Annotated in this window: 11 protein-coding genes; 4 read left to right on the top strand and 7 right to left on the bottom strand. The window is 69.7% G+C overall.

All coding sequences use genetic code 11. From position 1 onward, the window contains the following. Positions 1-37 precede the first annotated feature (37 nt). A complete protein-coding gene (locus tag ACZ4S3_RS33125) occupies positions 38-943 on the top strand; it encodes a zinc-binding dehydrogenase (RefSeq protein WP_467940976.1) in 906 nt (301 codons plus the stop codon). A gap of 391 nt (positions 944-1,334) precedes the next feature. Here the strand turns inward: ACZ4S3_RS33125 and ACZ4S3_RS33120 are convergent, their stop codons facing one another. From ACZ4S3_RS33120 to ACZ4S3_RS33095, 6 genes are all read right to left on the bottom strand, one after another. Then, the gene (locus ACZ4S3_RS33120; RefSeq protein ID WP_467940975.1) at positions 1,335-2,900 is read right to left on the bottom strand and encodes an APC family permease; all 1,566 of its coding nucleotides are present in this window, start codon (positions 2,898-2,900) and stop codon (positions 1,335-1,337) included. A 301-nt stretch (positions 2,901-3,201) separates the two neighbouring features. Then, positions 3,202-4,680 (bottom strand): aldehyde dehydrogenase family protein, encoded by a 1,479-nt coding sequence (locus ACZ4S3_RS33115; RefSeq protein ID WP_467940973.1) that lies wholly within the window; start codon positions 4,678-4,680, stop codon positions 3,202-3,204. Then, positions 4,677-6,416: an N-acyl-D-amino-acid deacylase family protein gene (locus tag ACZ4S3_RS33110; RefSeq protein ID WP_467940971.1), complete on the bottom strand. Its 1,740-nt coding sequence runs from the start codon at positions 6,414-6,416 to the stop codon at positions 4,677-4,679. Before ACZ4S3_RS33110 ends, ACZ4S3_RS33115 begins: the two co-directional genes overlap by 4 nt. Before the next feature lie 218 nt (positions 6,417-6,634). Next, positions 6,635-7,762 carry an LLM class flavin-dependent oxidoreductase gene (locus ACZ4S3_RS33105; RefSeq protein ID WP_467940969.1) on the bottom strand — a complete coding sequence of 376 codons (1,128 nt, stop codon included), beginning with the start codon at positions 7,760-7,762 and terminating at the stop codon, positions 6,635-6,637. 414 nt (positions 7,763-8,176) lie between these two features. Next, a complete protein-coding gene (locus ACZ4S3_RS33100) occupies positions 8,177-8,974 on the bottom strand; it encodes an SDR family NAD(P)-dependent oxidoreductase (protein ID WP_467940967.1) in 798 nt (265 codons plus the stop codon). A gap of 64 nt (positions 8,975-9,038) precedes the next feature. Further along, positions 9,039-9,989: a TIGR03619 family F420-dependent LLM class oxidoreductase gene (locus ACZ4S3_RS33095; RefSeq protein ID WP_467940965.1), complete on the bottom strand. Its 951-nt coding sequence runs from the start codon at positions 9,987-9,989 to the stop codon at positions 9,039-9,041. 242 nt (positions 9,990-10,231) lie between these two features. Here ACZ4S3_RS33095 and ACZ4S3_RS33090 point away from each other — a divergent pair, with 242 nt between their 5' ends. The 3 genes from ACZ4S3_RS33090 (at position 10,232) to ACZ4S3_RS33080 (ending at position 11,656) form a co-directional block, all read left to right on the top strand. After that, positions 10,232-10,399, top strand: a complete 168-nt coding sequence (locus ACZ4S3_RS33090) for a hypothetical protein (protein ID WP_467940963.1) — start codon at positions 10,232-10,234, stop codon at positions 10,397-10,399. Continuing rightward, complete coding sequence (locus ACZ4S3_RS33085) at positions 10,396-10,926, top strand: TetR/AcrR family transcriptional regulator (RefSeq protein ID WP_467940962.1); 531 nt, start codon at positions 10,396-10,398, stop codon at positions 10,924-10,926. The genes ACZ4S3_RS33090 and ACZ4S3_RS33085 overlap by 4 nt, the downstream gene beginning before the upstream one ends. Positions 10,927-11,032: 106 nt before the next feature. After that, a complete protein-coding gene (locus ACZ4S3_RS33080) occupies positions 11,033-11,656 on the top strand; it encodes a hypothetical protein (protein WP_467940960.1) in 624 nt (207 codons plus the stop codon). Positions 11,657-11,806: 150 nt separating this feature from the next. On the opposite strand, the gene ACZ4S3_RS33075 is transcribed toward ACZ4S3_RS33080, so the two are convergent. Then, complete coding sequence (locus ACZ4S3_RS33075) at positions 11,807-13,027, bottom strand: amidohydrolase family protein (protein WP_467941172.1); 1,221 nt, start codon at positions 13,025-13,027, stop codon at positions 11,807-11,809. Positions 13,028-13,179 lie beyond the last annotated feature (152 nt).

Below are 13,179 nucleotides of genomic sequence, written 5' to 3'. Positions count from 1 at the left end.
GGCTCAGCCCTGCAGAGCCCCGTCAGAAGGAGCCTCCATGCGCGCCCTCGTCGTCGACCACTCCGCCCCCGGCCGTCTCGCCATCGGTACCGTCGCCGACCCGGTTCCCGGACCCGACGAGGTCCTGGTCAAGGTGGCCGCGGTTTCGCTCAATTACGGTGAGCTGCCCAAATCCGACGACGTGGCAGCCGGGACCGTACCGGGCTGGGACGCCGCCGGCGTGGTCGAGGTGGCCGCCGCCGGCGGCCGTGGACCCAAGGCGGGTGACCGCGTCGTCACCCGGGGCCGGGCCGCCGGCTGGGCCGAGCTGCGTGCCGTCCATGTCGACGAACTCGCCGTGCTGCCCGACACGGTGGACTTCACCACCGCCGCCGCGCTCCCCGTCGCGGGTCTGACGGCCCTGCTTGCGCTGCGTACGGCGGGCGTGCTGCCCGGACAGCGCGTCGCCATCACCGGCGCTTCCGGCGGCGTCGGACGCTTCGCGGTCCAGCTCGCCCATCAGGCGGGCGCCGAGGTATATGCGTTCGTCGGCAGCCAGGCACGCGGTGAAGGCCTGGCCGCGCTCGGCGCGGATCATGTGCTGACCGGGCCTGCCGATCTCGACGCCCCGGTGGACGTCGTCCTGGACAACGTCGGCGGCTCACTGCTCGCCGGGCTGCTCGGCCATACAGCCCCGGGCGGCAAGGTCATCTCCATCGGTGCCACGTCCGGCGAGCCGACCCCGATCCAGCCGTACGAGCTGGTCCTGAATCAGCTGACGCTCATCGGCTTCCGGATCGTCGGCAGCACCGGCGCCGATCTGGCCCATCTCGTACGCCTCGTCGCCGAGGGCCGCCTCCAGGCGAGCGTGGACCGGGTGGCCGACTGGGAGCTGGCCGGAGAGACCGCCACGGCCCTGGTGAACCGCGAGGTACGCGGCAAGGCGGTCCTGACGCTCAGCTGACCCGGCGAAGGCGAAGACGCCGGAGGCGAAGAGGAACCCGAAGACGAGGCGGCGGGCGAAGACGAGGGCGAGGGCGAGGGCCCGCGCAGAGCGTTGACGGCCGGGCTCGGAACCCCGGGCCCGGCCGTCAACAGCGGGCCCGGCCCGCAGTCGGCGAGCCCCCGCGGCTGTCTAAGGGCTGTCCCGTAATGCCTGGTGGATCAGCGCACGGCGTCAGATGCACTGCGTTCGCTGCGCTCACTACGTCTCGGCTCTCCCGTTGCCATACGGATGCCGAGCTGCATCGCAAGGCGGAGGGACGTCCGGATACTGGGCGTATCCGGATGTTCCGACAACGCGGCGAGGTGCCGTAGCTGTCGTCGTGCGCCCGCCAGGGATTACGGGACAGCCCTTAGTCCTCCACCACCATCGCCGGCGTCGCCTGCGTCAGCACCTCGCCGCGGAAGAACGCCGGGCTGCGGCGCTGCATCACCAGCATGACGACGACACCTATCAGCAGCAGGCCGACGCCGATGACGAAGACCGAGCCGATGCCGAAGACCGAGCTGCCGGAACCGTAGGACGGGTTCCACATGTCGATCAGCGTCTTGAAGAAGACTCCCGCGAGGAGGACGCCGCCGAGCACCGGGAAGACGCCCTTGAACAGCAGGTCGCGGACCGAGTGGCGCAGGTCGCGGCGGAAGAACCAGGCGCAGGCGAAGGCCGTGATCGAGTAGTAGAAGCAGATCATGAGGCCGAGCGCGTAGATGGTGTCGATGAGGACGTTCTCGCTCAGGAAGCTCATCACCGCGTAGAAGACGCCGGTGGCCGTGCCCGCCGCGATGGTCGCCTTGCCCGGGGAGCGGAACCGCGGGTGGATCTTGGCGAAGGAGGCCGGCAGGGCCTCGTACGTGCTCATCGCCAGGACGGTGCGGGCCACCGGGATGAAGGTGGTCTGGAGGCTGGCGGCGGCCGAGGCGAGGACGGCGACGAAGAGCAGTACGCCGAGCACGGTGCCCATGACGGGGTCGGCGAGAGCGGCGAAGACGTTGTCGGCGGTGCCGGGATTGCCCAGGCCCAGCCCCTTGTGGCCGACGCCGGAGAACATCTGCGAGGCGACGGCGGTCAGCAGGTAGGAGCCGATCAGCACGACCATGGCCAGCAGGGCGGCGCGGCCGGGGGTTTTCTCGCTGCCCGCGGTCTCCTCGTTCACGGTCAGGCAGGTGTCCCAGCCCCAGAACATGAAGATCGAGAGGGAGAGCCCGGCGGTGAAGGCGGAGAAGGACCGGACGGCGAACGGGTCGAGCCAGGTCCAGGAAAAGTGAAGGGAGCCGGCCAAGTCCCCGGACTGCGCCTTGACGACAGCCATCACGACGAAGACGGCGAGTACGGCGAGCTGCAGGCCGACCAGGGTGTACTGAACGCCCTTGGTGGCGGTCATCCCGCGGTAGCTGATGGCTGTTGCGGCGGCGATGAAGGCCAGACAGGTCAGGACGTGGGCGGCTTTGTTGCCGTCCAGGCCGGCGATGGTCTGGCTGCCGGTGAGTTCGCCGAGCAGGAGATAGAAGAACGAGGTGGCCACGCCGGCCAGGTTGGAGAGCACGATGATCGTCGCGATCACCAGTCCCCAGCCGCACATCCAGCCGACGCGCGGGCCGAAGGCCTTGACCGTCCAGGTGAAGGACGTGCCGCAGTCGGGGACCGCCTTGTTGAGCTCGCGGTAGGCGAAGGCGACGAGGAGCATCGGCAGGAAGCCCGCGAGGAAGACGGCGGGCATCTGCACACCGACCTCGCCGACGGTGGGGCCGAGTGTGGAGGTGAGGCAGTAGACGGGTGCGACGGTCGAAATGCCGATGACCGCGCTGCCGAGCAGGCCTACGGAGTTGCCACTGAGGCCTTTGCTGCGGGTGTCGCTGCCACTTCCGCCGACGCTCGTTACCGCGTCTCCGGTCTGTGGCCGGGGGTCTACCTGAACCATGAACAGGACGTTAAAGCCTTCTGTTTCCGTATCCGGAAGGCGATCCTCCGCCTCAGATGCCTTCACTGTGCAGGCACATGAGCACCAGAAGCCTGCCAATCCTAGGGAGATTGCGATGTTGCGCCTTCAACTTACTGGGCGTAACTCAACTCTTCCGCGATGCGGGAACCGCAGCAGTGTCCGTTTTAAGCTAATTCAAAATTTTCCCATCCGTTCTCTGGAAATTTTCCGCCGGTCGTGCAAGGGGGGCCGCACTTCGGCTCCACGACCGGCCTCCCGTCCCAGCCGTGTGAGCCGTCTCTCACCCCGGCCACACAATCGACTGCAGCTCGCTGTAGGCATGCAGTGCGTATGAGCCGACATCGCGGCCGATACCGCTGCGCTTGAAGCCGCCGAACGGCGCCTCCATGTTGCGGCCGACGGTGTTGATGCCGACGCCGCCCGCCCGCAGCCGCCCCGCGACCCGGAAGGCGCGGGCCACATCGCCGGACCAGACGTAGTCCAGCAGCCCGTAGTCGCTGTCGTTGGCCAGCGCGATGCCCTCCTCCTCGTCGCCGAAGGGGACGACCACGACCACCGGGCCGAAGATCTCCTCCCGCACCACCCGCATGTCGTTCGTACCGTCCGCGAACAGCGTCGGCGCCACATAGAACCCGCGCTCCATCGCCGGGCGCTCACCGCCGGCCACCAGCCGCGCGCCCTCCTTCACGCCCAGCTCGACATACGACTCGATCCGGTCGCGGTGCGCGGCGGAGATCACCGGGCCGACGACCGTGCCCGGGTCCGCCGGATCCCCGACCTTCAGCCGCCCGGCGTAGGCGGCCAGCCCGGCCACCAGGCGGTCGTGGATACCGCGCTGCGCCAGCACCCGCGTCGGTGCCGTACATATCTGACCGCTGTAGAAGGAGAAGGTGGTGCCGATACCGGCCACCGCGCTCTCCAGATCGGCGTCGTCGAAGACCAGCGCCGCGCCTTTGCCGCCCAGCTCCATCAGCTGCCGCTTCATGCCGCGGCCGCACTCCTCGGCGATCTTCCGGCCGACGGCCGTGGACCCGGTGAAACTGACCATGTCCACGCCGTCCGCCGCGACCGCCGCCGCGCCGACCTCCGGTCGCGCACCGGTGACGACATTGACCACGCCCGGCGGCACCCCGGCCTCCGCCAGCGCCTCGGCCATCCGGTACACCGACAGCGGATCCTGCGGCGCCGGCTTGATCACGACCGTGTTGCCCATCGCCAGTGCGGGTGCCACCTTGCCCGCCGGGTTCGCCCAGGGGTTGTTGTACGAGGTGATGCAGGTGACGACACCGACCGGGCGGCGCACCGCGAGCGCGCCGAAGATGCCCGCCTTGCCCATCGGCCCGGCGTCATTGACCTGCGGCGGCAGCCCGGTCTCCACCGGCTCCAGGGCGCCGCGCGCATAGCGCTTGAAGCGGGAGACCGAGACTCCTACCTGCATTCCGCGCGCGGTGCCGGTCGTCGCGCCGCTTTCCGCCTGCGCCAGCGCCGCGTACCCAACGAGCTCGCGGCGCATCACCCCGGCGGCCCGGTCCAGGATGGCCGAGCGCTCCTCGGGCGCGGTGCGCGACCAGCCCTCGAACGCCTCGCCGGCCGCCGCCACGGCCGCCTCCACCTGCGCCCGGCTCGCCTCCGGGGCCCGCCCGACGACGTCCTCGGTCGCCGGGTTGATCACGTCGTAGTGGCCACCGTCCGGCGCCACCCACTCCCCGCCGATGAACAGCCGCTCGGCGCCGCCCGCCCTCGCATCCGCTCCGCTCACTTGGTGCTCACCGTCCTCGTGTCCCGCCCCGACCGCAGCACCGTCCCCGGCACCGCCCCGGTCACCACGTCTTCCCGGATCGTCTCCACGCCATTGACCCGTACGCTCACCACCCCGATCGCCTTCGAGTCCAGTCGCGGGCTGTCCCCGGGCAGGTCGTGCACGAGCGTGGCGGGCCCGGCATCGATCCTTTCGGGGTCGAACAGCACCAGGTCGGCGTGGTAGCCCTCGGCTATCCGGCCCCGCTCGCGCAGCCCGAACAGCCGGGCCGGGTCATCGGTCAGCATCTGCACGGCCCGCTCCAGGCCGACGAGCTTGCGGCCGCGCAGACAGTCCCCGAGGAAGCGGGTGGTGTACGGGGCGCCGCACATCCGGTCCAGATGTGCGCCCGCGTCGGAGCCGCCCAGCATCACGTCCTCGTGCTGCCAGGTCTCCTGCCGCAGCGCCCAGCTGTCCGGGTCGTTGTCGGTCGGCATCGGCCACAGGACCGTTCGGAGAGCGTCGTTGGCGCAGATCTCCACCAGGCAGTGGAAGGCGTCCTGACCGCGCTCGGCGGCGATGTCCCGCACCACGCGGCCGCCGAGGCCCTCATTCGCCGCGGAGTAGGTATCCCCGATCACGTACCGCTCGAAGTTGGCCAGCCGGCGGAAGACCCCGGCCTCCTTGCTGTCCGCGCGGCGCAGCATCTCGGCCCGTACGTCCGCGTCGCGCAGCCGCGCGATCCGCTCGGGCACCGGCAGGCCGAGGATCTCGCCCCAGCCGGGGATGAGGTTGAGGGCGCAGAAGGTGCCCAGCGACATGTTCATGGGCGTGAGGATGGGCATCGTCAGTGCCACGATCCGGCCGCCGGCCTTACGGGCCCGTTCGCTGGGGATCAGCTGGCGGGGCACCCGCTCGGGCACGGCCGCGTCGATGGTGAGCACATTCCAGTTCAGCGGGCGTCCGGCGGCCGCCGACATCTCCACGAACAGATCGATCTCGTCGTCGTCGAACTGGTCGAGGCAGCCCGCGACGATGGCTTCCAGCTGGGTGCCCTCGTGGTCGGCCACCGCGCGGGAGAGGGCGAGCAGCTCGTCGGGGCGGGCGTGCCGCGAGGCGACCGGTTTGCCGTCGCCGTCCGTGTGGGTGGACGACTGGGTCGTGGACAGCCCCCAGGCACCGGCGTCCATCGCGTCGTGGAACAGCCGCAGCATGTCGGCCAGTTGCGCGGGAGTGGGCTGCCCGCCCACCGCGTCCGCGCCCATGACATGCCGCCGCAGCGCGCAATGGCCCACCATGAAGCCGGCGTTGACCGCGATGCGTCCCTCCAGCGCGTCCAGGTACTGCCCGAACGTGTGCCAGCTCCAGGGCGCGCCCTCCTCCAGCGCGACCAGCGACATGCCTTCGACCTTGCTCATCATCCGCCGGGTGTAGTCGGCGTCCTCGGGGCGGTCGGGGTGCAGCGGGGCGAGGGTGAATCCGCAGTTGCCGCCCGCGACGGTGGTCACGCCGTGGTTGAGCGAGGGTGTGGCGTACGGGTCCCAGAACAGCTGGGCGTCGTAGTGCGTATGCGGATCGACGAAACCGGGCGCGAGGACGAGCCCCTGGGCGTCCTCGCTCGTACGGGCCTCCTCGGTGACCGTCCCGCTTTCCGCGACGATCGCGATCCGGCCGTCCCGGATGCCGAGGTCGGCGACGCGTGAGGGCGCGCCGGTCCCGTCCACGACGGTCGCGCCCTTGATCAGGTGGTCGAGCATGGCGGGGATCCCTTTCTCGGTGCCGTCTCGGTGCGGTGCGGTGCGGTGCGGTGCGGTGCGGGCACGGTCCGGGGCGGGCTCGGAGCGGTCCGGCTGCGGCCCCGCTGCGGTCCGAGCCGCGTCCGGCTGTGCTCCGGCTGTGCTCCGGCTGTATTGGGGGCGAGCGGCGTCCGGCCGGGGAACGCCGCTCTCTCTCCAGGGCGGGTGGGCCCGGCTGCCTAGCTGCCCGCCGCCTGACGGAAACGCGTGGTCCGGTGTACCGGGTCGGTGTCGATCTTCGGGATGACGTGCTCGCCGATCAGCTTGATCGTGTTGAGCGTGTCCTCGGAGCTCACCCCGATCGGCAGCCCGAAGGAGAGCTGGTCGGCGCCCGCCTGCTCCCACCTCTTGCACTGCCGCAGCACCTCGTCCGGATCGCCGCAGATCATCAGCTCCTCGGCGATCAGCAGCTCGATGATCTCCTCGGTGTACTCGGGGAGGAGCTCGGGCCACTGCGGTATGCCTTCGGGCCGCGGGAAGGTGTCGTGGTAGCGGAAGAGCAGCGACTGCAGGTAGTTGAGCCCGCCGCCGACCGCGATCTCCACCGCCTTCTTGTGCGTCTCCGCGCAGATGGCCGTCGACGTCACCATGACGTTGTCGTTGACGAAGTCCCCGACCGCCTGCGCCTCCTTGACGGCCGTCTTGTACGACTCGACGACCCACTCCATGTCGGAGACCTTCTGCACGCTGAAGCCGAGCACGCCCAGCCCCTTCTTGCCCGCCATCTCGTACGAGGACGGCGACCCGGCGGCGTACCACATCGCCGGATGCGACTTCCCGTACGGCTTGGGCAGGATCTTGCGCGGCGGCAGCTCCCAGTGCTTGCCCTTGAAGCCGACGTACTCGTCCTGGAGCCACATCTTGGGGAATTCCGCGATGGTCTCTTCCCAGATTTCCTTGGTGTGGTTCATATCCGTCACGCCCGGCATGAACCCGAGTATTTCGTGGCTCCCGGCGCCCCGCCCGGAGCCGAACTCGAAGCGCCCGCTGGAGAGGTGGTCGAGCATGGCAACCTTCTCGGCGACCTTCACCGGGTGGTTGACCGGGGCGAGCGGGTTGAAGATGCCGGAGCCGAGGTGGATGCGCTCGGTGGCGTGCGCGAGGTAGCCCAGGAACACATCGTTCGCGGAGATGTGGGAGTACTCCTCCAGGAAGTGGTGCTCGGAGGCCCAGGCGTATTTGAAGCCGGACTTGTCCGCCTGGATGACGTACTCGGTCTCCTCCATCAGCGCGTGGTGCTCGGCCTCGGGGTCGACCTTTGCCCGCGCGGCGGGCACATATCCCTGCACAAAGAGCCCGAATTCCAAGGGAGTTCACTCCTTCGGGGTGCGGGGGTCGCCCCCCGGAAGATCACCGTCCGTCGATTACTTTTCCGTCGATTACGTTTTTCGTCGATCGCAGCCCGTCGATCGCAGCCCTCGATCGCAGCCCTCGATCGCAGTCCGTCGATCGCGCCCCACTGGCCACCCTCCGTCGACACGTCCATCACTTTCCGTGACGTCTTCGACGGTACTCCGCCCCTCTGACAATCACCCCGCCGAGCCGGCCGAGGCGACCAAGGCGGACGAGGCGGTCGAGGCGGCCAACCCGGCGAATGCGGGGCGACGCGCCGACCCCCAGACCAAATCTGACGGATCGTCAGTTCACGATCCCGACCGACTCTGGCACCGCCCGCACCCACCGTCAATACCTGACGCCACGTCAGCAAACACTCCCGGCCCTCAGAAGACCGAAACCCCCGCCAGCCATCCCCCGTCGATGACAAACGGCTGCCCGGTGATGTACGACGAGTCCTCGCACGACAGGAAAAGCGCCAGCCTGGCCACCTCTTCCGGCTGCCCGATCCGCCCCATCGGGACGACCTTCCCGTAGAACTCGTCCAGCGCCGCACTGCCGGCCGCATCGGCCGCCTTGGGCCCGCCGTCCGCCGCCACCCGGTCCGGGTTGGTCATCGGCGTATCGACCGCCCCCGGGCACATGGCATTGACCCGGATCCCCTTGCCCGCCAGCTCCATCGCCGCCACCCGCGTCATCCCGACGATGGCGGCCTTGGTCGCGGCGTACGACGTCAGGAACGCCATTCCGGTCAGCGCCGTGTACGAGGCGGTGTTCACGATCGTCCCGCCGCCGGCCGCCGCCAGCTCGGGCGTCACCGCCTTCATCCCCAGGAACGCCCCGACCTGGTTGACCTGCACCACCTGCTGGAACTCCGCCAGCGGCGTAGTGACCAGCTCGTTGAAGCGCAGGATCCCGGCGTTGTTGACCAGGCCGTCGACCTTCCCGTACGCCCCCTTCGCGACAGCGACCGCCGCCTCCCAGTCCGCCTCCTGGCCCACATCCAGATGGACGTACCGGGCCCGCTCCTCCCCCAGCTCCTTGGCCAGCGCCTCACCCGGCCCGTCCAGCACATCGCCGAGGACCACCCGCGCCCCTTCCGCCACAAAGAGCCGCGCCTCCTGCTCACCCTGCCCGCGCGCCGCGCCCGTGATGAGGACGACCCGGCCTGCCAGCTTTCCCATGCCCGCCTCCCAGCGTTCCCGTCCGGTGCGGCCATCCGTGCCGCACCGCCTCGGCCCTGCTCGCTCAGTCATCGAGATGCGTCGCGATCTCACTCGCGAACGCGGCCATCTGATCGGTCAGTTCGCTCCTGCTTCGGCTGCGGAACCGCACCTGTATCTGGGCCACACCCATCGCGCGGTACTCCCGCAGCGACTCCGCGAGCCGCTCCGGCGCCCCCGACAGGGTCCGCCGCCCGACGTCCCAGCCCGGCTCCCCCACGTACAACGGCTCGGCGATGGTCCCGATCGTGATCGGCTCCTCGATCCCGGCCGCTTCCCTGAGCGCGAGCAGCTTGGCTATCTGGCCGGGCAGTTGGTCCCGCCGGTCCCCCTGCGGCAGCCACCCGTCACCGCGGACCGCGGCCCGGCGCACGGCGGCCGGCGAGGAGCCCCCCACCCAGACCGGCGGCCGCGGTGTCTGGGCCGGCCGCGGCGCCTGCCCCAGCCCCGAGAACGCGAACCGCGCCCCCTTGAACTCGGCGAACTCCTCCGGTCCGAGCGCCACCTTGAGCGCGTCGATGGCCTCGTCCAGCACCGCACCCCGCTGCCCGAACTCCACCCCGAGCGCCTCGAACTCCTCCTGCACGTGCCCGGCGCCGACGCCGAGAATCAGTCGCCCGCCGGAGAGGTGGTCCAGCGTCGCGTACTGCTTTGCGCTGATCAGCGGGTGTTTGAGGCCGACCACCGCGACATGGCTGAGCAGCCGGACCCGCTCGGTGACGGCGGCGAGGTGCGCGAGGGTGGCCACCGGGTCGTACCAGATCGTGCCCATCGCGCCGGCCAGCCGCCGGGGAATCGCGATGTGCTCGCAGCAGGCGATATAGGCAAAGCCGTGCCGGTCGGCGGCTTGCGCGATCTCCACCAGGTCGGCGGGCCCGGCCGCCGCCTCCCAGCCTTCCGCGTAGAGGGTGCTCTGCGACTGCACCGGCAGCTGCATCCCGTACGCCAGTCGCCCCTCGGGCAGTATCCGCACCATCTGGACAGCTCCTTCCGGATGCCCGGTGTCCGGTGTCCGGCATGCATCCGACCCCTGGGTTTCCGACCCCTGGGTTTCCGACCCCTGAATTTCCGAGTCCTGAGATTCCGAGTCCTGAGTTTCCGAATGCCAAATCTGACGACCCGTCAATTCACGTCAGGCGCACATCGTCGTGGCTGACGCCTCATCAGACAAGAGGGCCGACGGCAGCCGGTCAGGCGCATCTCACGGCGGTCGGGGCGATGTTGGCGCTGCGCCGCGTCCTGGGCGCGGACGGTGCCGGCGCCCCGCACGGCGTCGTCTTCCCCGAGATGACGCCGGTCCCGGCGCAGGTCCCGGAGCTGCTCGCCGAGTACGGGGTGGCACTGGAGACCTCCGACGCCGACGCCCACACGACGAGAGCCGCATGACCGACACCCCCACCGGCGGGACCACCGCCGCCGGCGTGCGCCTGGGCCATCTCCAGTACTACTTCCCCGCCCGCGCCGACCTGGTGGCCGCCGTCCTGGACCGGGCCCTGTCGCGCTCCCTGGAACGCCTGCGTCCGCTCCTGTCCTCCCGGGAACAGGCCGCGAGCCATGAACAGGTCGTCCGCACGCTCCTGGCCGAGCAGGACGACCCGCGCCTGGTCCGCCTGTTCACCGAACTCTGGGCCCTGGCCGCCGTCGACGACTCCGTAGCCGCCGCCGTACGCGCCTTCTACCGTGACTACCAGGACCAGGTCGCCGCCTACCTCCAGGAACGGCAGCCCGGTCTGCCCGCCGCGTCGTGCCGGGCACGCGCGGGGGTCTTCACGATGCTGATCGAGGGGGCGGCCCTGTTCCGCTCCGGCATCGCGGACCACCGCACGGAGGAGACGGATGCGGAATTGGTGGCGACGGCGGTCGCGCTGCTGGACGGGGGCACGGGACGGCCGACGCCTCGCCGCACGGTGTGACCATCCGCCTGCGCGGCCTCCGGCGCGGCCGTAGCGTTGGCCACATCACCGGACGCCACCGCGTCATCCCCTCACCTCCTCCTCGATATCCCCGTCGGAGCACCTCATGAGCGGCGCCTACTCCCCCGTCCCGGAACTGAACCTGCTCCGGCAACTGCAAGAACGCATCGGCGGGGACAACATCTCGCCGGGGTTCGCCCTGGCGGAATTCGCGGCCCCCACCGGAATCGACATCTGGTCGAAAGACCCCGAATTCCTGGACCGCCTCCCGTCCTTCGCGTACGCCAACGACACCGGCTCCACATACGCCCTCTGGCGCATCGACGACCGCGCCGACCTGGCCACCTTGCCGATCGTGGTCTTCGGCGACGAAGGAGGGATCGGCGTCATCGCCCGCAACCTCCGGGAGTTTTTCCAGCAGCTCGCGTGCAACAGAGCGCTGTATGTCGGGGACTACGAGGCCGAATTCGACGACGAGGACGAAGAGCTGACGGACCTGTGCGAACGCCACCCGGAGTACCTCGCCTGGCTGCACCAGCACTTCGGCCTCGCTCCGGTCGCAGACCCCAACGACCTGGTCATAGCCGCGGAGAAGGAAGTGTCCGTGCCTTTCGCCCACTGGGTCGGGCGCTTCGTGGACGATGAGGATTTCGTGACGGAATTCCTCGACGCATACAGGGAGGCGCACGGCCGCGGAGAGTCATCCGACCAGGGCGGTGCGACGGCGTAAGCGCCGCTCCCCGTCCGGACCCGGGCGCCCGCCGGGCCTCAGTCAGCTCCGGTACCGGCGCCGTCGTCGCCGTAGGGCGCTCGCTCCGATCCGGGCCGACAGCACGAGTTCACGCCGGAGTGAAATCCGCCCTCCGGGAGACGTGAGCCGCTACCCCGCCGCCCAGAGCCCCTCCCCCGTCAGCCCCAGCAGTTCGATCGCATTCCCCCGCACGATCCGCTCCACCACGTCCGGCGCCAGATGGCCCATCTGCGACTCGCCGACCTCCTTCGACTTGGGCCAGGTCGAGTCCGAGTGCGGGTAGTCGGTCTCGTACAGGACGTTGCCCACCCCGATGGCGTCGAGGTTCTTCAGCCCGAAGGCGTCGTCGAAGAAGCACCCGTACACATGGTCCGCGAAGAGTTCGGACGGGGGGCGCAAGACCTTGTCGGCGACGCCGCCCCAGCCCCGGTTCTCCTCCCAGACGACATTCGCGCGCTCCAGGATGTACGGGATCCACCCGATCTGGCCCTCGGCATACATGATCCTGAGGTTCGGGAAGCGGTCGAACTTGCCGCTCATCAGCCAGTCGACCATCGAGAAGCAGCAGTTGGCGAAGGTGATGGTCGAGCCTACGGCGGGCGGGGCGTCGGCGGAGGTGGACGGCATCTTCGACGAGGAGCCGATGTGCATGGCGATGACCGTGCCCGTCTCGTCGCAGGCGCGCAGGAACGGGTCCCAGTAGTCGGTGTGGATGCTGGGCAGCCCCAGGTGCGGCGGGATCTCGCTGAAGCAGACCGCCCGGACGCCGCGGGCGGCGTTGCGCTGTACCTCGGCTGCGGCCAGCTCCGCGTCCCAGAGAGGGATGAGGGTGAGCGGGATCAGCCGGCCCTTCGCCTGGGGGCCGCACCACTCCTCCACCATCCAGTCGTTGTACGCGCGCACCCCCAGCAGCCCCAGCTCACGGTCCTTGGCCTCGGTGAAGGTCTGGCCGCAGAAGCGGGGGAAGGTGGGGAAACAGAGGGCGGACTGGACATGATTGACGTCCATGTCGGCCAATCGGTCCGGCACACTGAAGGAGCCGGGACGCATCTGCTCGTAGGTGATGCCCTCGAGCTTGATGTCGTCGCGGGAGTAGCCGACGGCGGTGTCGAGGCGGGTCAGCGGCCGGTGCAGATCCTCATAGACCCACCAGTCGGCTATCGGGCCGTCATCCCCCGGGGCGCCCATCTTCGGGGCGAATTTGCCGCCCACGAACGTCATTTCCTTCAGGGGTGCCCGGACGATGCGCGGGCCGATGCCGTGGTATTTCGACGGGAGCCGGTCCCGCCAGACGTGGGGCGGTTCCACCGTGTGGTCGTCCACCGAGATGATCTTCGGGAAGGTCTCCATGGTCTCCATGTCCGTCACGGTAGCGTTGATCTGACGATCCGTCAGCAATGTGCGGGAAGGTGACCGGAGCGGGCCGGACGGCGACCGGGCGTAACAATCGTGGTACAGAGGGCGCACGGAACTCGGCTCTCCACGCCCCTTCATGCGCCCCT

The organism is Streptomyces sp. NPDC028368, from assembly GCF_055565615.1.
Note: the sequence above shows the minus strand (reverse complement) of the source record. Positions and strands in the feature narration are given on the sequence as shown.

Bases quoted from the DNA above. Each gene is read 5' to 3' on its own strand.
- ACZ4S3_RS33125 (WP_467940976.1), top strand. From the start codon at position 38: ATGCGCGCCCTCGTCGTCGACCACTCCGCCCCCGGCCGTCTCGCCATC.
- ACZ4S3_RS33120 (WP_467940975.1), bottom strand. From the start codon at position 2,900: ATGGTTCAGGTAGACCCCCGGCCACAGACCGGAGACGCGGTAACGAGC.
- ACZ4S3_RS33110 (WP_467940971.1), bottom strand. From the start codon at position 6,416: ATGCTCGACCACCTGATCAAGGGCGCGACCGTCGTGGACGGGACCGGC.
- ACZ4S3_RS33100 (WP_467940967.1), bottom strand. From the start codon at position 8,974: ATGGGAAAGCTGGCAGGCCGGGTCGTCCTCATCACGGGCGCGGCGCGC.
- ACZ4S3_RS33095 (WP_467940965.1), bottom strand. From the start codon at position 9,989: ATGGTGCGGATACTGCCCGAGGGGCGACTGGCGTACGGGATGCAGCTG.
- ACZ4S3_RS33090 (WP_467940963.1), top strand. From the start codon at position 10,232: ATGTTGGCGCTGCGCCGCGTCCTGGGCGCGGACGGTGCCGGCGCCCCG.
- ACZ4S3_RS33085 (WP_467940962.1), top strand. From the start codon at position 10,396: ATGACCGACACCCCCACCGGCGGGACCACCGCCGCCGGCGTGCGCCTG.
- ACZ4S3_RS33080 (WP_467940960.1), top strand. From the start codon at position 11,033: ATGAGCGGCGCCTACTCCCCCGTCCCGGAACTGAACCTGCTCCGGCAA.
- ACZ4S3_RS33075 (WP_467941172.1), bottom strand. From the start codon at position 13,027: ATGGAGACCTTCCCGAAGATCATCTCGGTGGACGACCACACGGTGGAA.